Source organism: Paenibacillus terrae (genome assembly GCF_005217525.1).
GTDB lineage: Bacteria > Bacillota > Bacilli > Paenibacillales > Paenibacillaceae > Paenibacillus > Paenibacillus terrae_C.
In genome coordinates, this window is the sequence record NZ_PNXQ01000016.1 from 18,650 (window position 1) to 36,733 (window position 18,084).

Below are 18,084 nucleotides of genomic sequence, written 5' to 3' on the forward strand. Positions count from 1 at the left end.
TAGTAACGACATGGGAAGTGAGGTGTATCCCGTTTGTCTCCCTTGGGAGGAAGAGAGCACGATGTATTTAATTAAATGGATTTTCACAACAGTCCGGCGCGAGATTGAGACGGCGTTGCGTCCTTTGGGGCTTACCTCCCCGCAATCGCAGACGCTTTATATACTGGCAATGTCGCCAGGAGTGACCAATACGGATTTGGAAAAGCTGCTGCTTATTGATAAATCAAGCGTTACCAGCCTGGTGAACGGGATCGTTAAGAAAAACTGGGCAGTACGCAAAAGTCACCCTCAAGATGCGCGTATGAAGCAGATTTATTTGACTGAGGAAGGCTGGAAAATTCACAAGGTAGCTGAGCATACAGTTGAGCAGATTAAAAGCTCGGCAGGCGAAACATTATCTGTGGGGGAGTTAGAGATTCTTCGAGGTCTGTTGAAAAAAATACTTCACAATTACCGTCCTGCGAACGCCCGCGTTTGAACGGATATGCACGGATAGGGGTACTCAAAAGCTGAGTTATTACAGCATAGATAGATTTTACAGGAGAGGGAAGAGACCCGATGATAAAAGAACAAACTTATCCCAATGCGGATAAGCTTATGCGTGTGTTGGCCTTCACACTTGTTTTTTCAGTGATGAACGCCTTTATGTTTAATGTAGTCATGCCTGTAATTCGCGAGGAGTTCCATATTAGTGCTTCCGATGTGAGCTGGCTGTTGACCGGTTATATGATTGTGTATGCGGTTGGCTCGGTGACCTATGGAAAGCTGGCGGACAAATACCGTCTCAAGGATTTACTGACGTTTGGGATTATCTTTTTTGCGTTAGGCTCGCTTATTGGTCTGTTGGCCAATCAATTTTGGCTGCTGATTGTAGCCCGTTTGCTTCAGGCCGCAGGGGCTGCTGTTATTCCGGCGACAGCTATGATCATTCCTGTCCGCTATTTCTCTGCTGAAAAAAGAGGACGCGCCTTGGGCATTACTGCAATCGGATTGGCACTGGGTACGGCGCTGGCTCCGATTATTTCCGGCTTGATTACAGGCTTTGCAAGCTGGCGTTTTCTGTTCGTTATTTCCATGCTGCCGGTTATCGCCTTGCCGTTCTTTCGCAAATATTTGGACGACCAGCGTGGAGAGAATCAGAAATTTGATTTTCTCGGTGGATTGCTGCTGGGTGGCACGGTGGCCTTCTTATTGCTTTCCATTTCGCAAAGCAATAGTATATTTTTTCTGGTCGGGATTGTGCTGTTTGCTCTGTTTATATGGCGGATTACTACCGCTAAAGATCCATTCATTCAGCCCAAGCTGTTCAGAAACAAGCAATATTCCTACGGATTGTTTATAGCCTTTTTGGGAGCAGGGGTCAGCTTTGGGCTGCCATACCTGGCGCCGCAGTTTCTGAACAGTCTCAATCAGCTTACGCCTGCAACAATTGGATTGATTATGTTTCCGGCTGCTATTGCGTCGGCGTTGCTTGGTAAAAGCGGTGGGCGTTTGGCCGATAGCAAAGGAAATTCATTTCTCGTCTACACGGCAGTTACGCTTATGTTTATCTGCTTTATCAGCTTGTCTACCTTTGTGGGCGCGTCTCCGTATCTCATTTTATTTTTGCTCATTTTCGGCAACGTAGGTCAAACCTTTATGCAGATTGCCATGTCTAACACGATTTCCCGTACCTTGTCGAGGGATCAGATTGGTGTTGGAATGGGGCTGCTGTCTCTGCTGAATTTTATTTCCGGTGCAGTGACGACAAGTATTTTGGGCAAAACGCTAGATACCTCGTCTACCTTTCACCTGAATCCTGTCGTATCCAACGTACAGGTGTTCAATTTTAGCAATATATTTACGGTGCTTGCGCTGATTGCGCTCGCGACCATGGCACTTTACGCCTTGCAGCTCCGCCAGGGCCCACGCAGCAATACGCCTGCTGCTCAGCAAGGATAAACATTTTATGCAAACTCATGCCAAAACAAGGGTATAATATAGAAGGAAAAGTTCATCTACGGAAGGATGGAGTGTCCGGCATGACAAGAAACCTTCAATATGTACCCTATGGCTATGAGCCTCCAGTCGAGACGCATAAAGGGACTATGATCTATTATGATATGTTTGAGCAGATTACAGCTGGAGAGCTGGAGATTTTTGCTGAAACGGGAGCTGCGTTATCCTTTAAAAAGCTGGTACTATACCCGTTGCATGAGGAAACAGTCAGAAGAATGTGGAAGCAGTCGGTTCGCTCGTATTACAAGCGGGTGGATGCTCTTGGGGAGTGGCAGCGCGAGCAGGCTTTGGGTGCTGTCGTAATCGAGAGCTGGGAAGGTAAACGCAAAAAGTATACGCCGATTGAAGCAGCAATCCGTTTTCTGGCGGAAAAATATACTCCCCCGCTTTTTCTGTACATGAGTCCTGAAACTGCAAATTTGTGTGCATCCTATGCATCGTTTGATGAATGGATCAGAAACGTCAGATTGCTGCTTTCCACTGAGCCATTAGAACTTCATCCGAAGCTGGCACAGTACCGTAATCGCTGGAATTCAGTAGAAGAAGCCATAAACCGTCAGTCAAAGGTTGACAAAGAGCACCATGAATTATAGAATAGAACTAATCGTAAAAATTACTATTGTAATTGTATACCATGTATTCCATTTAAGGAGGAAGAGAAATGCGCGTAATTGTTACCTTGGCATGCACCGAATCTGGTGACCGCAACTATACAACAACCAAGAACAAAAGAAATCACCCGGAGCGTCTTGAAATGAAAAAATACTCTCCGCGTCTGAAAAAGTATACGATCCATCGTGAAACTAGATAATTTGGGTTTGCTACATAGCAACCTGAATTATTTTGCATCCTGAACGAAGTCTGAAATCTATTGATACAGGGCTTCATAAAGGAGCCATAGCATGGTCTCTCCACTTCATGATGAAGAAATCGTGTTAAGTTTGCAAAAGCCTGCGTTATGGAACCGGCGAAAACTTGAATTAGTCCAGTGGATAGAGCGTCCAAAGATAAAGCTTACGCCTAAGCGAATGGCTTTTTTCATGGCTGTACGATAGATGCGGAGCTGCATGGTACGCTTTGCCTTTTGAATCGAAAGCACGTGGCTACCGAGTTCTCCTGTGCTGGTGTCAGCATTTGGGACGAGCCGGAGGACCATTCACTATATGCTTATATAACGATGAAGGCTGACGAAAGATTCGGAGCGTTCGTGCAATGGGCGATGCGATATATGCGGCATCGTTTGCTTGTCGTTTACGAACCTGAGCACAACCCTTACGATCTGTCGTCTTTTTTTTCTGGGACATAACCGTTCCTTTTGCTAAGTGATGGAATGTTGCGCCAGTACGTTTGAGTTTGAACCAATAAAATGATATGAAAGCTTAGGTGAATAATATGAAAAAAGATCTTCATCCAACATTGAACAAAGTTATCTTTTTGGACCCTAGCTGTGGATTCTCTTTCCTGAGTGCTTCCACTAAGTATTCCCAAGAAACGATGGAATGGGAAGATGGCAACACATACCCGGTTATCCGTGTAGATACCAGCTCCGCTTCTCATCCGTTCTTCACTGGTAAACAAAGAAACGTGGATATCGGTGGACGTGTGGATCGCTTTAACAAAAAATATAACCTTTAGAACAAGACGAGCGTTATGTTCACGGATTATACAAATAATTCGTGGACGTCGCTTTTTAAAACACCTCCTGCAGATGCAGGAGGTGTTTTTGTCTTAATCCAGAACTGCCATTTAAAGCGAAATAAAGCACTGCTCCCATTGGTCGGTAATGGATGCTTTATCCAGTTGCTCCCCAATGAGCGTGACATACCCCTGACTCACGGGGAGCGCGGTGGGCTGCCACTCCAAGTGACTGCCTGAATATTGCAAGAGCATCGTACCTTCGTGCGGAAGCACGCAATAGCCTTTTGCGCGAAGCAGGGAGGAGCCGATTCCAGTCAGGAAGCTTTCCAATCGTTCCTTTTCCAGCGACTGTAAAGTATATTGATGCAGCGTTAAGCTCTCCAGACGGGAAAACGAATGGGGCTGGTTGGGATCGTGGCTATGACTGTGCCCAGAAATGACCTTGAATGCTGTACTTCTGGAAATACTGCCGGGTTGCCCGATACCTTTGACAGAAATAGGGTCGTCCGATGCCGTTGCATCGGTTCGTTGCGCCTGTGCTGCTGGTGCGGGTTGAGATACCTGTACAGGTTTTGCGGCAACGGATACGGAGGCCAGTGCAGGCTCCAGCAGGGGTCCAAGGTCAACCCGGCTATACTCAGCGGTTTGCAGCTTGGCCGTATCATTGAGCTTGCGAATGCTCTTGACAACCCTCTTCACTTCGCGGCTACTTGCCGCATCTGTCTTGTTCACTACAATGAAGTCTGCGGTGCGAAGCTGCCCGTGCAGGGTCTGGACCAGTTCCTTGTCAGCGGTGAAGCGGCTATTGTATTCATGAAAAAGCTCAGCGTCCACAACACTGATGCTGTGAACCAGATAAAGCCGATCCGCCAGCAACGGGGAGCGAAGCTCTTCCAGCACTTGCTCAGGGTTGGCTACTCCGGTGGTTTCCATGAAGATCAGATCCGGGTCCTGACTGAGCAGGGTGTGCAGAGCGCCTGCCAGCTCATTTCTTTTGCTGCAACAAATGCAGCCCTCCAGCAGTCCCTCCACCGATACGTCAGGCATTTCTTCAGTAATAATGGCACCGTCTACATCGTATTCACCCATTTCGTTCATTAATACTGCGGGACGGAGCGGAATTTGGCGGGCATGGGCCAGCAAGCGCAGAAGCAGCGTCGTTTTACCGCTTCCAAGAAAACCGCTGATTAATATCACAGGAACCTTGTTCATCATTATTCCTCCTTGATAGGGTTAGTGTGCTGCATTCAAGCGATCAAAGGTGGCTACTGAATCTGCCTGGGTATAAACATAAGGGGATTCCGGCTGTGCGACTGCGGTTATTTTCTCGGATCGAATTTCGAGTACGGGTGCATTGCCTTTCTGTGTGGCATGTAATGTGCCTTCAATGGTCACCCACGTATCCTTGTCAAAGGACGGGGCCTTCTTGGATTGGACGATGATTCCGAATGGCATGGCATCGGCGGTACAGCACATAACAAGGAACCTTCCCACCGCAAATAGACCTTTGCCCGGCAGGCTGCCGTCTTTATAGACAAAGCCAGTCACCTGCACCTTTTTTCCTTCAAAAGCGTGCTTATACAATTCGATGGCCCCGATAGTCTCGGAGAAAATTTCCGGTTTGATCAGTATGATCGGCTGCTGGTACAGACGCTTCGCCAGCTCGGCAAATTCTACATTGTACTTATCAGGCGGAACGAACAGCTTATCCAGCGTTTCCTGACTCCATTTTCCCCCTGCGGGGGGCGAGGCTGAGCTAGAAGATGCAGTAGATAAAATGGAGGATACAGGTGCTTTCGTGGTTTGTGTATCTGTTTTGCGTCGGATCTCCGGGTTGGGATACGTGAAGGACATGCCTTTTTTGGCCGCCATATCACTGCCAAGCGCCTGATTGGGCAGCAGCGAACCGAACAGCAGCGGAATGAGCAGCATTCCATATACGAGCATTTTTTTGAACCAGCCTTGCGGTAACGGATGCTCACAATCACATAAATCCTCACCTTCTCGGTCCCCGGCTATGCCGTGCCATGCCATGGCCAAAGCGATAAACAGCAAGGGCACGGGGCAGAGCAGGAGCAGCTTTTGCATTTGCGGAGCCAGATAGTAATGAAGGGAATTCGAGCGGCTCAAGGTGATGATATACACAGCCAATCCAATCATGAGCAAGGAGCGCATGCCATACTGCCAGCGCATGCTAAAGGTTGAATTCACGTTCGTATTCACCTCCCCAATAACCATTCAGCAGCTATAGAGCCCGCCAGGACGAACGAAACAATGAGTAAGCACAAGACGGCGACAAATTTGGTGCGGAAGGTGCTTAGCAGCATGAGCGTGCCTTTGAAATCCAGCATCGGGCCTAATACGAGAAAGGATGCCAGCGGACCCAGTGTAAAGGTATGCGAAAAAGCAGTAGCGACGAAGGCGTCGGAGGTGGAGCATAGCGACAGGACGTAGGCAAAGCCCATCATAAAGGCGTACGAGCCAGCCGTTCCATCGCTTAGCGAAAGCATTTCATCACGCGGGATGAAGGTCTGTATGCAGGCTGTCAGCAACGCGCCGATAATGAGATATTTGCTCATGTCCAAAAATTCGTCGCCAGCATGTACAAAAAAGCCCCGCCATGTGCGATTGTGCTGATGAGTCTGGTTGTTCTGCCTTTGCTGGCTAAAAGAGAGCAATGACCTTTTGAGCGGATGCACACGCACAAAGGCATACACGATCAGCCCAATGATCGCGGAAACGGCAAAGGCCAGCCCTATTCGAACGGCAGTGACCTCGGGATGGGAAGGGAAGGCCATCATCGTCGCAGCCAGCACTACGGGATTGATAATCGGCCCGCTTAAAATAAAGGTGATGCCCATATAGGCAGGCATTCCCTTGAGCATCAATTGGCGAACGACAGGGATCATGCCGCATTCACAGATGGGAAACAGCAGACCCAGCAAGGAGGCCAGCAGGACACCCGACACAGGATGCGCAGGCGCTATTTTACGAATCCATGTCTCTGGTACGAGCCATTGCAAAAGGGATGAGACGAGTACACCGATAAGGAGAAACGGGACAGCTTCCAGAAAGATGCCCATAAATACCGTTTTTAACGGTTGCAGTTGACTCATATCTAACAAACGAAGCCATCGGGGAGATAGCGTAACAAGCACAGGGATGAGAAAGGCAAACGGAATCATAAAAGGCAGCATTTTCAACAGCGTACTGGTTTTCATTCCACGGCTCCTTGGGAATAAGGGTTCTTGTCTACATTCTATGCCTGTAATGGGACAAACATGTCCGCTGGTAGCGTATGAAGTACTCCCTTATAGACGGTTCATGCGTGAACATCTATATAATTGTGTTCTTTAATTGGACAATGTGCCTATACCAATTTGTAAATATTACGATTAAAATCCGATAAACGATTGCAAGAAGGAATTTTTTACGGTACGATCCATATTAAAACGTTGGAAAGACAAGGAGGATTTTATGATACCGATTGTTGTTTTGTCTGGATTTCTGGGTAGCGGTAAAACAACTCTTCTTCAGCATGCGCTGGCTTACTATAAAGGGCAGGGGCTCAAGCCAGCTATTTTGATGAACGAGTTGGGCGATGTTAACTTGGACGGCAGCCTGGTGAACGATCAGGCTCCCATGAAGGAAATGCTTAGTGGCTGTATATGCTGTACCATTCGTGGAGATTTAGGCGTTGAGCTGATGAATCTTGCCGAGGAATATAAGCCGGACGTGATTATCGTAGAATGTACCGGAGTAGCTAATCCGATGGAAATTGTAGATGCCGTGACAGATGCCTCCATATATTCCACTATGATTTTACAATCCGTCATTACAGTGGTGGATGCCCGTCAGTTTCTGGATTTTGCGTCAGGTCACGAGAGAAACAAGTCGTATCGCCTGATGCAGGATCAGCTTCGATGCGCTTCCAGGCTGATTATTAACAAAACTGATTTATTGGCTGCCGGGGAGTTGCCAAAGGTACAGGCACTCATCAAAGAATTAAATCCGTATGCGCTGACGGTGAGCACGCAACGGAGCGACGTGGACGCTGATACTTTTTTCGCTATTCAAGGAGAGGATCGCATGGACGTTTCGGGGCAAAAGGAGTCAACTGCCGATAGCGAAAATAATCTTCATCGTTCGGAAAATCATCCACACGCTCATGATCATGAAGACCATGCAGACCATCACCATCATGACCATGACCACGAACATGGGGAGCATTATCATTCCTACGACCATGTAGTTGTTCACACGCATTTCTTTGGACAACCTGTGCCACGCTCCGAGTTTGAACAGTTGTTTCGCAGTTTGCCAGCTGAAATTTACCGAGCCAAAGGAATTGTGCGTTTTCTGGAATCAGAGGGTCAGATGATGTTCCAGTTTGCCTACCGGGAGCTGGAAATCATTCCGATTCGCCCGCAAAAACAGGTAAACGATGTAGCCGTCGTCATGGGCGAAAATTTCTCTGCTTCCGAAATCGAGGAACGGTTGAGAAAGCTGGAAGCGGCTGAAAAGCCTTTGACTGGTTCATGACGTCAGGAATGAGTGGCATGTAAAGTAAACGAGTAAAAGACCTGCAAAACATTGACGAACCTTTTCTAAACTGTTAAACTTGCTAATGCGTAAAGGTTACGTTTATCAAACGCTTGTTTTTTTATTATCTAATCGTAATAATTACGGTAGATGGTTTAATGAGAATAAACGACCTGGAGAATCTGCGCGGAGGTATGCCGTTCAGATGGCTCCAGGCTTTTTAAAGGAAAGGGAGATTTGCGTCATGTTATTAGCCTCACTGGAACAAGTTACATTTGGCTACGGGGATGTTCCTAACCTGGTAGATGCCAATGTTGAAATTTTTTCTGGCGAATTTGTGGCCATTACCGGGCCGAATGGGGCTTCCAAATCGACAATGCTCAAATTGTTGCTCGGTTTGCTTCAACCTTGGAAGGGCAAGGTGTTTATGTCCGACCGCACAGGTGAGGGCAAGAAGCTTGTTGTTGGATTCGTATCGCAGCAAATTGCTGCTTTTAATGGCGGATTTCCAAGTACTATCCTGGAATTTGTCCGTTCAGGAAGATACACTCATGGCTCCTGGTTGCGCCGCATGCGGCCCGAGGATCATGAACGGACAGAGCAGGCGCTTCGTCAGGTAGGCATGTGGGATTTGCGTCATCGTAAAATCGGTGAGTTGTCCGGTGGACAGAAGCAGCGCATCTGTGTTGCACGAGCGCTCGCTCAGGAATCGGATTTGCTCATTTTGGATGAGCCCACGACCGGAATGGATCAGGAAAGCCGTCATCACTTCTACGATCTGATGAATCAGCAGGTTAAGGAATATGGAAGAACCGTCGTCATGGTTACGCATGGCCTATCGGAAGTGCAGCATTATCTGGATCGTATTATTGAGCTTGAGAGGAAGGAAGATGGCGGATGGAAATGCTGCACTACGACTTCATGCAGCGGGCATTTTGTGCCGGTGGGGTAATTGCACTGCTGGCCTCGGTGCTTGGAGTGTACCTGATGCTGCGGCGTCAGGCGCTGATGGCGGACATGCTATCGCATGTATCGCTGGCAGGGGTGGCAGCGGGAGCCTATTTGGGCATTAATCCGACGATAACCGGTTTTATTGTGGCTATAATCGGAGCGATTATCGTTGAATACGTCCGCAGGTCTTATAAAACGTACAGCGAGATTTCTGTGGCAATTATTATGGTAGGTGGCCTGTCGACGGCTGTTATTTTAATGAACCTGAATCAGAGCATTAATAAAGGCTTTTCAGCTTACTTATTCGGTTCGGTAGTAGCGGTCAATCAGACAGAGCTGATGTTGATGATCGCAGTGGCTGTGATCGGTGGGATTTTCTTTTTCGTATTTCGGCGTCCTTTGTACCAGATTACCTTTGATGAAGAGACGGCGAAGACAAATGGCCTTCCTGTCAAATCCATTTCATTTGCGTTTAGCATTTTGACAGGGATGATTGTAGCCGCTGCCATGCCGATTGTCGGTGTGTTGCTTGTCTCCTCACTGATCGTGTTACCGGCTGCGTTGGCGATTCGAATTGCTCCAAGCTTTGCCGCAGCCATCTGGATATCTATGGTGACCGCATTGATCGGGGTATTTTCGGGTTTAACGGCGTCGTATGAACTGAGTACACCCCCAGGGGGAACGATTGCCATGGTGCTGTTATTATTCCTGATCGTGGGAACCGGTATTCAAAAGCTGGTCCGCAAGCTGGGTAAGCAGCAGGCCTCCCGGCAGAAGAATGCAGCACGCCAGTGAATGAAACAGTGCGTATTCTGAAAAACCAAACAAATAAAGGAGTTATGAGCATGAATACATGGTTCAAAAAATCATTCGTATGGTCTGCGGGGCTGGCACTTATTTTGTCCGGCTGCGGAGCTAAATCTGATCATACAGCTACCAACGCTCCCCAAGCCGAGCCGAATCAGGCACAAACGACGGACAGCGGCAAAAAGCTGAAAGTGGTTACCACTTTTTATCCGATGTATGAGTTTACAAAGCAGGTCGCTGGAGATCATGCTGATGTAACCGTGCTGGTTCCTGCTGGTGCGGAGCCGCATGACTGGGAGCCAAGCGCCAAAGATATGGCACAGGTGAAGGATGCCGACGTTTTTGTATATAACGGTATCGTCGAAGGCTGGGCAGAGCAGGCTTTGAGCAGCGCGTCTAACGACAAGCGTGTTGTGGTTGAAGCAAGCAAAGGGCTTAACCTGATGGAAGGTACTGCTGAGGAGGAAGAAGGAGAAGCACACGCTGAGGAAGGTCATAGTCACGATCATGTGCTGGACCCTCACGTATGGCTTGATCCGGTATTGGCCCAAAAGGAAGTAGAGTCCATTAAAGCGGGTCTTATCTCTGCAGATCCTGCGAACAAAGCAGATTATGAAAAAAATTCCAATGCATACATTGCTAAATTGAAAGAGCTGGATACCGAGTTTAAAACAGCTCTAAAAGATGTAAAGCGCAAAGACTTTATTACCCAGCATGCTGCTTTTGGTTACCTGGCTAAGCAATACGGCCTGACCCAAGTGCCGATTGCTGGACTTTCTCCGGAGCAAGAGCCTACACCGGACAAGCTGGCGGGAATTATCAAATTTGCCAAAGGGAATAATGTTAAAACGATTTTCTTTGAAACCCTTGTTGATCCAAAGGTCGCTGAAACTGTAGCTACTGAAATCGGTGCAAAAACCGATGTACTGAACCCACTCGAAGGACTGACGGATGAAGACAAACAGAAGAACCTCGATTACCTTGGCGTTATGAAAAACAACATGGAGGCTTTGAAAAAAGCCCTGAATGAATAGAATATATTTGCAGACAGACGCTGGGACTATATGGGCGTCTGTTTTTTTATGCATGAAAAAGAGTAGGCGGAACGGCACAATAGGTCACTTTTAAGTCCAGCTTATATAGTGCTAAGGTTCCAGTGTATACCTAGTACTTTGTGATCTTCACCCTACAGGAATAATTTACGTCATTATGAAAACCTGTTTTGAAAACTAATTCAATAGTATCTGGTTTAAAATTCCGTTTGTAATCCATTGGTAACGTTTTTATTTTTAACAGATTTTTTCTATTAACTTCAGTTATTATTTCACCGATATTGAAACTTGGATATGCATTTTGTTCAGCAGTCAGCATCTGAATGAAGAAGTATGATATATACAACGACAGGAGAGATTAACCTTGGCAACCATTATAGTCGTCGACGATTCTTTATTTATGCGATCTGTGCTTAAGGATATTTTTTTGGATTTGGGTCACTCTGTTATTGCGGAGGCGGAAAATGGGTATGACGCTGTTTTGAAGTACTCGAACCTTCGTCCAGATCTAATCACCATGGACATTAATATGCCCAAGATGGATGGACTTGAGGCTGTTGAAAAGATTATAAGGCTTGATCCTCAGGCTAAAATTTTAATGTGCTCTGCTTTGGGTCAGCAAGAAGCGATTATCAAAGCATTTCAGGCAGGTGCAAAGGACTTCATTGTTAAACCATTTCAAATGGAGAGAGTTGTGAACGCAATCACAAAAATATTTGGTAGTTGATTGATCGGATTAACCGTACCCATTCATGATGATGGCTGCAATCCATAAGTTGAACGAGAGAGCAATTCTATGACATAAGATTTTAATTTACATAAATATGAAGCATCTTGAAAATGAGTAAGAGGGTTGTGATTTAAATGAATGTGGAGATGAATAGGATGAGCAATCGGGTTTTATCTCAAAAGGTATTTATCGATGAACTGATCACCACGGTTAGGAAAGGAGGGCTTGTCCCTGTATGTTATGAACACCTCATTAGCGAGCAACGAGAAAGAATAGATGCTCTTAACAGTGAACTTACCGCGCGCATAGAAGGGGTGGAAACGGATTTAATTCCTGCTTCGACGTATTCCATTCCTTTTTCCAATGGTGACATTATTTTTCTTGCTCGTTACATTGTGCTCATTGGGGACAACACCGAGGGTTGCTTTGTTTTTTACAGAGCTGAAGAATGTGAAAGCCCGGAAGAGTACCATTTTATAACAAGCTCTTACCAGCTTCCACATTTGTTGCCTGAGTTATCTCTTATGTTAAAAGAACATAGCGCTAATGAGCCTGTTGATATCCTGACTTATTGGAGTGGCCAAGCCTATCCGTTGAAAAGTTTGAATAAAGAGGATATCAAGCTGTCCACCTACGAATTTTAATTCCGCACCAGCGATTTAATTCTGACAAGCGTTAAATGGCAAGCCCCTCATCACTTGGAGGCTTGCCACTTTTCTAATGTTAAGAACTGTCCAACTTCGAGGGAGTGTTTAAATATTGAATTAGTTGTGGATGTGTTGTGATTCGTTATTATTTAGATGAATATTCGTTTACTTCGAATGTCAAAATTTTATTGAATATTACATAGTCTTTGCGGCTGTTGAAAGGGCCCTTGTTATTGGTATGTCTATCAATGGCGAAGAAAGAAGCACCCCGTCCGGCATCTTTAGCGTCATACCACTGAATGAAAGAGGCTAGTTCTTTCTTGCTTATATCAAATTCTTTTTCAAGCCCGTTATCCATAGTCACTACCAGAATTGCACGGTCACCACTCGGCTGTGAGGGTTCGGATGGTTCAGAGGGCTTTGACGGTTCGGAAGGTTTAGTTGGTTCTGACGGTTCAGGAGTTGGCGCTACCTCGACAGGTTTAAAAGGAAGTAACGACCCATCCGTATCAATTGCATATATAAATAAATAATTTGGTGTTTTATTTACAAATTCAACAGAGTGCTCTCCTTGAGGCAAGTTTAATTTTTCGTACATGATTTTACGGGCTGCTACGTCACTTCCAGTCAAAGAAAAGTTATCAACCTTAACGCCATCTATAACGACATCAATGCTGCTGGAACCAGACCACCAAGTGGTGGAAATTAATCTTAATTTAGTACCTTTAAAATTAAACTTTAAACTGGTTCCAGATTTTTGCCAGGGAGAAGTCCAGGTGATTGGGCCAGTATTATCACGAAACCAATTACCACCTAGATAGGTGATCTCGGGCGTATTCGCTTCATAACGAGACCATCCTTCTTCCGGTTTATTAAGGACATCCCCCGTAGCCGCAGCATATGTGCTGTGGCTAGTACTAAAAAAGAGGACCATCATCCAAACTACCGTGAATAAAGTTAGCTTTACAAATTTCATAATCATTACACTCCTTTAAATTTTATTTTCTTACCAAGACTACAAAAAATGAAAAGTATTGTCTAAACATTAATACCTATATTTATAAATAAATGTTTATAAAACCCATATATATTGGAGTTTGGAATATTCTACGTTCCAGGATATAGGCATAATACTATGATGATCTATTACATGTGGGCTGGAATTACGATTGGGAAGATTCATTTTTTGATGCCAAAGTGTGTTAAATAATCCCCTGAGAGCATCACATTCTCTCAGGGGATTATTTAACATTGATAATCAAACGCATGTTCGCATATAATACAAACAAACGTTCTGATAAGGAGTGAAGGAGCATGCTGGAAAAATACGTGGGACAGATCGTGGAAATCGTGTATATGGACCGGAAGGGCAAGCTGTCTCAGCGGCGCATTGAGGTGCATCGTGTGCGGAATGGTTTGATACGGGCCACTTGTTTACAGACAGGCCAGCCACGCGTTTTTCGATTAGATCAGGTACTGGCATGGCATCCGGTAACCAGAACAGCATAGGAGGCGTTTACAATGGGGAAAAAGCTTGAAGGGAACGGCATATGGGAAAGCTCGCGCATGATCTTGCCTGAACATCGGGATGCATATTTGCGACTGATGAAGGAGCAGGGGAGACGCGGCAAGCCGACACTGGACGATCAGGAAATGCAGCAGATTGAGCAGGCGATCATCGTTTCCTATAACGAGCGGAAGCCCATTACGCTGCGGGTATTTAATCCATTTGATGATGAGGAGCTGTGCGGGTTTGTGACGGTGATTAACACGAGTCGGCGGGAAGTGAAGCTGTCCCGTGGGGAAGAGGATTTTAGCTGGATTAAGCTGGAGGAAATTATAGAGGCAGATATATGAGCATTTTGCAACAATCCCAAGAGCGGTTTTAAATCAGCAATATAGAGATCGAAACGGTTTAGTTCGTCTATCTATTGTACTTTCGAACGTTGGGAATCGAATGTTGTAAAATGCTGATTTTAAAAAATAGTCCGGGTAAGTCGGACTTTTTTACGTTCGTTCTGTTGGATGAAAATAAGATTGTAGCCGTAGGAATATAGGCATAAAATGAATCAGTAATGGTAAAAGGAGGGGTTCAGCTTGAAAATAAGTAAAAACAATGCCGAACATTACATATGGGGAGACCAATGTGATGGTTGGCGTTTGGTGAAAAATAAGGATTTGAGTATTATTCATGAGCGTATGCCCGGGAACACACACGAGGTCAGACATTATCACCATCATGCACGCCAATTCTTCTTCATTTTATCAGGTACAGCCATACTTGAAATGGATGGTGAACGAATCCAATTAGGATCTCAGGAAGGCTGTGAGGTTCCTCCTTTGGTTCCTCATCAAATGTTTAACGAAACGAATGAGGATGTTGAATTTTTGGTGATCTCTCAGCCTGCGAGCAGAGGTGATCGGGTCCTGACTGAAAAATAATATTTCGGCAGCCCATCATTTTCCGATCTCGCAACCGGAGCGAACAGCGCACTGGCTAAAGCAGCACATATAAATCATGTCTGACTGGTCTTTTCATTAAAAATATCCTTTGAATCTACTGGAAGAGCTTGTACATGATGGAGATAGTTCGTAACAGTAGCAAAAATCTCATATGAAAAGCCGCACTCCTGATTCTGTCAGGAAGAAATGCCAAAGAACCACAGTGAAAATGGTCGAAATGACGATTTTTGTTGTGGTTTTTTATTCTATTTTAGGAATTAAAAGCAGTTTTTGTCCAAATTCCAGTCTGAAATGTCCATGGAATGAGGATATTTATTCCATATAATAAGGAGGTGAATTAATTGAAAATGATTATCAATATCAAAGGAGTGGTCGAGTTGCCAAAAGCTACTACTGCTATCTCGCAAAATACTCGTTATCTGGAGAGTCAGGCTGCACGGGAATCCAATGCCAGATCCTACCCCCGACGTATTCCCATTGCCATCGCCGAAGCAGAGGGCATTCATGTCAAGGATATGGATGGAAAAATGTATTACGATTGCTTGGCCGGGGCCGGAACTTTAGCACTCGGTCATAATCATCCGGTGGTCATTGAGGCGATCAGGGAGCTGCTGGATCACAAGCGTCCGTTGCATACGCTGGATTTGACTACTCCGGTGAAGGAGCAATTTGTAGAAGAGCTGTTCGCCAGTCTGCCTCCTGAATTTGCCCGTCAGGCAAAAATTCAATTTTGTGGCCCGACCGGGGGAGATGCGGTGGAAGCCGCGATCAAGCTGGTCAAAACGGCTACGGGCCGCCGAAGCATTTTTTCCTTTCAGGGAGGTTATCATGGCTCGACCCACGCTACGATGAGTCTCAGTGGTACTTTGGGGCAAAAAGAGCGGGTACAGGGCTTGATACCGGATGTTCACTTTATGCCCTATCCCTATGCGTATCGTTGCCCGTTTGGAGCAGGTGGAGACCAGACGCAGGCGCATAGCAGTCGTTATATCGAAAATCTGCTGGATGATCCCGAGAGCGGGATTGCTACGCCTTGCGCTTTTATTCTGGAGGTGGTTCAGGGGGAAGGAGGCTCTATTCCTGCGCCTGTGGAGTGGCTTCGGGAAATTCGCCGTATCACCAGGGAACGGAATATCCCGCTAATCATTGATGAAGTGCAAACCGGGCTTGGACGAACGGGGAAGCTGTTTGCTTTTGAACATGCTGACATTATTCCCGATGTGCTGGTCTTGTCCAAAGCGATCGGCGGCAGTCTGCCGCTGTCGGTTGTGATTTATAACGAAGCGCTGGATGTATGGAATCCGGGTGCACATATTGGTACTTTTCGTGGCAATCAGATGGCCATGGCTGCCGGGCTGGCCACGCTGAAATATATCAAGGAGCACGGTATACCCGACCATGCCGCGGCCAGAGGCCAACAATTAATGGGGCATCTGAATTCCTTGAAGCAGCAAACAGGCTGCATCGGAGATGTACGCGGCCGGGGGCTTATGATCGGGGTGGAAATTGTGGATGACCGACAGCCTGTAGATCAGCTAGGACATCATCCGGCTCATAAGCAGCTAGCCTCTCGAATACAGCAGGAATGCCTGAAACGTGGACTCATTTTGGAGGTGGGGGGAAGGCATTCGGCCGTGATGCGCTTTTTACCGCCGCTGATTGTGACGGAGCGCCAAATTGACGACATTTTCCTCATCTTTAGTGAAGCGGTGCATGTGGCCTATGCCGGGTTGCAGCACGGTCATGGTTAAGCAGGTCAAGGAATGAAAATACGGGCTGTGTCCGAGCAATGGAAGGTCGTCATCACGGTGATGCTCGGCACCTTTACGGTTTTGCTGAATAACAGTTCGCTGAACCCGGCGATTCCGTCCTTCATTAAAGTATTTCATACGAACGCTGCTGCGGCGAGCTGGCTCATCACTATTTTTCTGATCACGATGGGGATGACGATGCCTTTAACGGGATATCTGGCAGATCGCTTTGGCAAAAAGAAAGTATACCTGAGCGGACTTGCGCTCTTTGTCACAGGTTCCTTGCTCGGCTCGTTATCGTGGGGGCTTACCGCCGTCATCCTCTGTCGGGGACTGCAAGGGATGGCAGGCGGGCTGATGATTCCGTTATCGCTGGCGCTGATTTTTGAAGCCTTTCCCAAGGAGGAGCGAGGCAAGGTGACAGGAATCTGGGGGATTGCGATTATGGCGGCTCCGATGCTCGGGCCTACGGTGGGAGGAATCGTGCTGTCTCTAAGTAGCTGGCAGGTGCTTTTCCTCATAAATGTGCCAACCGGACTGCTGGGCTTGCTGCTGGGGTTACGTTATTTAACAGCCGCACATAGCAATCCGTCGCGCACCTTTGACAGCAGCGGATTTATAACGGTTACGTTGGGTGTGGGATTCATTCTGTTTGCGCTGGGCAGGACAACGACAGTTGCGGATCTGATTGCCCCGCTGCCTATTCTGCTGTTCCTTGCAGGAGCGGTTTTGCTGGTTCTGTTCGTGCGAATGGAGCTGGTGAAGGAGCAGCCGCTGCTGAATGTACACATTTTCAGAATACCGACCTACAGCTTGAGCGTTATCGTGGCGAGTGTACAGGCGATTGCGATGTTCGGCAGCATTTTTCTGGTTCCGATGCTGGTTCAACATGTGTATGGCTATGACGCCATGATGACAGGACTTGTGTTTTTGCCTTCCGCTATATGTACAGGGTGGTTCGTCACGATAGCGGGCAAGCAATTAGATCGCAAGGGGCCAAAAGGAATGATCAGCACGGGACTTATCATCACCTGTGCCACTACGGCGATGCTCGGTATGCTCCAGATGAATTCACCGCTGTGGATGATTTTCGTTCTCATGATGCTGAGGGGGATTGGGCTGGGTCTGTCGAATATGCCTGCCACAACGGCCGGGCTGAATGCGATTCCCGACGAGCTGGTAGCCCAAGGCTCAGCAATGAATAATGTGATGCGAAGACTGACCTCTTCGCTTGGAATGGTTGTGATTTCGGTTTATTTTGAAGTTCGCAAGGCTCAGCTTCTGGTGGGGGGCTATTCGCTGGAAACGGGAACGCTGCAAGCGATCAGGGAGGGCTTTATCGGGTTGAGTATATTGATTTTACTCACGATTCCCACTGCTTTTTTCCTGAAGACCCCTGATTTCCTTCGCAACAAAGGAGCGCGGCGTACATCCAGAGATACCCAGGAAGCGAAAGCATCTGCGGCTGCACCTAAGGTTTGAACAGGAAGGGAGAGAAAGAGTAT

At 46.7% G+C, this 18,084-nt stretch carries 21 protein-coding genes; 17 read left to right on the forward strand and 4 right to left on the reverse strand.

Going from position 1 to position 18,084, the window contains the following annotated elements; all coding sequences use genetic code 11:
- The first annotated feature begins 10 nt into the window (after window positions 1-10).
- From C1I60_RS17780 to C1I60_RS17805, 6 genes are all read left to right on the forward strand, one after another.
- On the forward strand, window positions 11-478 hold the full coding sequence (locus tag C1I60_RS17780) for a MarR family winged helix-turn-helix transcriptional regulator (protein WP_137062943.1): 468 nt from the start codon (window positions 11-13) through the stop codon (window positions 476-478).
- 80 nt (window positions 479-558) lie between these two features.
- Entirely contained in the window at window positions 559-1,941 is a 1,383-nt protein-coding gene (locus C1I60_RS17785) for an MFS transporter (protein ID WP_137062944.1), read from the forward strand.
- Window positions 1,942-2,021: 80 nt separating this feature from the next.
- The gene (locus tag C1I60_RS17790; RefSeq protein ID WP_137062945.1) at window positions 2,022-2,591 is read left to right on the forward strand and encodes a hypothetical protein; all 570 of its coding nucleotides are present in this window, start codon (window positions 2,022-2,024) and stop codon (window positions 2,589-2,591) included.
- A 68-nt stretch (window positions 2,592-2,659) separates the two neighbouring features.
- Window positions 2,660-2,809 carry a 50S ribosomal protein L33 gene (gene rpmG, locus C1I60_RS17795; RefSeq protein ID WP_007430271.1) on the forward strand — a complete coding sequence of 50 codons (150 nt, stop codon included), beginning with the start codon at window positions 2,660-2,662 and terminating at the stop codon, window positions 2,807-2,809.
- A 273-nt stretch (window positions 2,810-3,082) separates the two neighbouring features.
- Complete coding sequence (locus C1I60_RS25790) at window positions 3,083-3,304, forward strand: hypothetical protein (RefSeq protein ID WP_252361766.1); 222 nt, start codon at window positions 3,083-3,085, stop codon at window positions 3,302-3,304.
- Between the two features lie 86 nt (window positions 3,305-3,390).
- Window positions 3,391-3,633 (forward strand): type B 50S ribosomal protein L31, encoded by a 243-nt coding sequence (locus C1I60_RS17805; protein ID WP_014281334.1) that lies wholly within the window; start codon window positions 3,391-3,393, stop codon window positions 3,631-3,633.
- A 111-nt stretch (window positions 3,634-3,744) separates the two neighbouring features.
- Here the strand turns inward: C1I60_RS17805 and C1I60_RS17810 are convergent, their stop codons facing one another.
- The 3 genes from C1I60_RS17810 to C1I60_RS17820 are packed head-to-tail and all read right to left on the reverse strand — an operon-like array spanning window position 3,745 to window position 6,857.
- On the reverse strand, window positions 3,745-4,851 hold the full coding sequence (locus tag C1I60_RS17810) for a CobW family GTP-binding protein (protein WP_137062946.1): 1,107 nt from the start codon (window positions 4,849-4,851) through the stop codon (window positions 3,745-3,747).
- Window positions 4,852-4,869: 18 nt separating this feature from the next.
- Window positions 4,870-5,847 carry a TIGR03943 family putative permease subunit gene (locus C1I60_RS17815; RefSeq protein WP_137062947.1) on the reverse strand — a complete coding sequence of 326 codons (978 nt, stop codon included), beginning with the start codon at window positions 5,845-5,847 and terminating at the stop codon, window positions 4,870-4,872.
- A gap of 8 nt (window positions 5,848-5,855) precedes the next feature.
- Window positions 5,856-6,857, reverse strand: a complete 1,002-nt coding sequence (locus C1I60_RS17820) for a permease (protein WP_137062948.1) — start codon at window positions 6,855-6,857, stop codon at window positions 5,856-5,858.
- Between the two features lie 256 nt (window positions 6,858-7,113).
- Here C1I60_RS17820 and C1I60_RS17825 point away from each other — a divergent pair, with 256 nt between their 5' ends.
- The 6 genes from C1I60_RS17825 to C1I60_RS17850 all read left to right on the forward strand — a co-directional run bounded on the left by C1I60_RS17825 (window position 7,114) and on the right by C1I60_RS17850 (window position 12,362).
- Window positions 7,114-8,178, forward strand: coding sequence for a CobW family GTP-binding protein (locus C1I60_RS17825; protein WP_137062949.1), 1,065 nt, complete (start codon window positions 7,114-7,116; stop codon window positions 8,176-8,178).
- Window positions 8,179-8,422: 244 nt separating this feature from the next.
- Window positions 8,423-9,130 (forward strand): metal ABC transporter ATP-binding protein, encoded by a 708-nt coding sequence (locus C1I60_RS17830; RefSeq protein WP_137062950.1) that lies wholly within the window; start codon window positions 8,423-8,425, stop codon window positions 9,128-9,130.
- Window positions 9,076-9,924 carry a metal ABC transporter permease gene (locus C1I60_RS17835; protein ID WP_137062951.1) on the forward strand — a complete coding sequence of 283 codons (849 nt, stop codon included), beginning with the start codon at window positions 9,076-9,078 and terminating at the stop codon, window positions 9,922-9,924. Before C1I60_RS17830 ends, C1I60_RS17835 begins: the two co-directional genes overlap by 55 nt.
- 50 nt (window positions 9,925-9,974) lie before the next feature.
- Window positions 9,975-10,970, forward strand: a complete 996-nt coding sequence (locus C1I60_RS17840; protein ID WP_137062952.1) for a metal ABC transporter substrate-binding protein — start codon at window positions 9,975-9,977, stop codon at window positions 10,968-10,970.
- Window positions 10,971-11,352: 382 nt separating this feature from the next.
- Window positions 11,353-11,715 (forward strand): response regulator, encoded by a 363-nt coding sequence (locus C1I60_RS17845; protein ID WP_137062953.1) that lies wholly within the window; start codon window positions 11,353-11,355, stop codon window positions 11,713-11,715.
- A gap of 158 nt (window positions 11,716-11,873) precedes the next feature.
- Complete coding sequence (locus C1I60_RS17850; protein ID WP_137062954.1) at window positions 11,874-12,362, forward strand: hypothetical protein; 489 nt, start codon at window positions 11,874-11,876, stop codon at window positions 12,360-12,362.
- Window positions 12,363-12,510: 148 nt separating this feature from the next.
- Here the strand turns inward: C1I60_RS17850 and C1I60_RS17855 are convergent, their stop codons facing one another.
- Window positions 12,511-13,341, reverse strand: a complete 831-nt coding sequence (locus C1I60_RS17855) for a hypothetical protein (RefSeq protein ID WP_137062955.1) — start codon at window positions 13,339-13,341, stop codon at window positions 12,511-12,513.
- Window positions 13,342-13,679: 338 nt separating this feature from the next.
- Between C1I60_RS17855 and C1I60_RS17860 the strand changes: the two genes are divergently transcribed.
- The 5 genes from C1I60_RS17860 to C1I60_RS17880 all read left to right on the forward strand — a co-directional run bounded on the left by C1I60_RS17860 (window position 13,680) and on the right by C1I60_RS17880 (window position 18,061).
- A complete protein-coding gene (locus C1I60_RS17860) occupies window positions 13,680-13,874 on the forward strand; it encodes a hypothetical protein (RefSeq protein ID WP_014281351.1) in 195 nt (64 codons plus the stop codon).
- A gap of 12 nt (window positions 13,875-13,886) precedes the next feature.
- Window positions 13,887-14,222, forward strand: coding sequence for a YolD-like family protein (locus C1I60_RS17865; protein WP_025683611.1), 336 nt, complete (start codon window positions 13,887-13,889; stop codon window positions 14,220-14,222).
- Window positions 14,223-14,462: 240 nt separating this feature from the next.
- Window positions 14,463-14,807, forward strand: coding sequence for a cupin domain-containing protein (locus tag C1I60_RS17870; protein ID WP_137062956.1), 345 nt, complete (start codon window positions 14,463-14,465; stop codon window positions 14,805-14,807).
- A gap of 368 nt (window positions 14,808-15,175) precedes the next feature.
- The gene (locus C1I60_RS17875) at window positions 15,176-16,579 is read left to right on the forward strand and encodes a diaminobutyrate--2-oxoglutarate transaminase (protein ID WP_170970877.1); all 1,404 of its coding nucleotides are present in this window, start codon (window positions 15,176-15,178) and stop codon (window positions 16,577-16,579) included.
- Window positions 16,580-16,591: 12 nt separating this feature from the next.
- On the forward strand, window positions 16,592-18,061 hold the full coding sequence (locus C1I60_RS17880; protein ID WP_137062958.1) for an MDR family MFS transporter: 1,470 nt from the start codon (window positions 16,592-16,594) through the stop codon (window positions 18,059-18,061).
- Window positions 18,062-18,084: the final 23 nt, after the last annotated feature.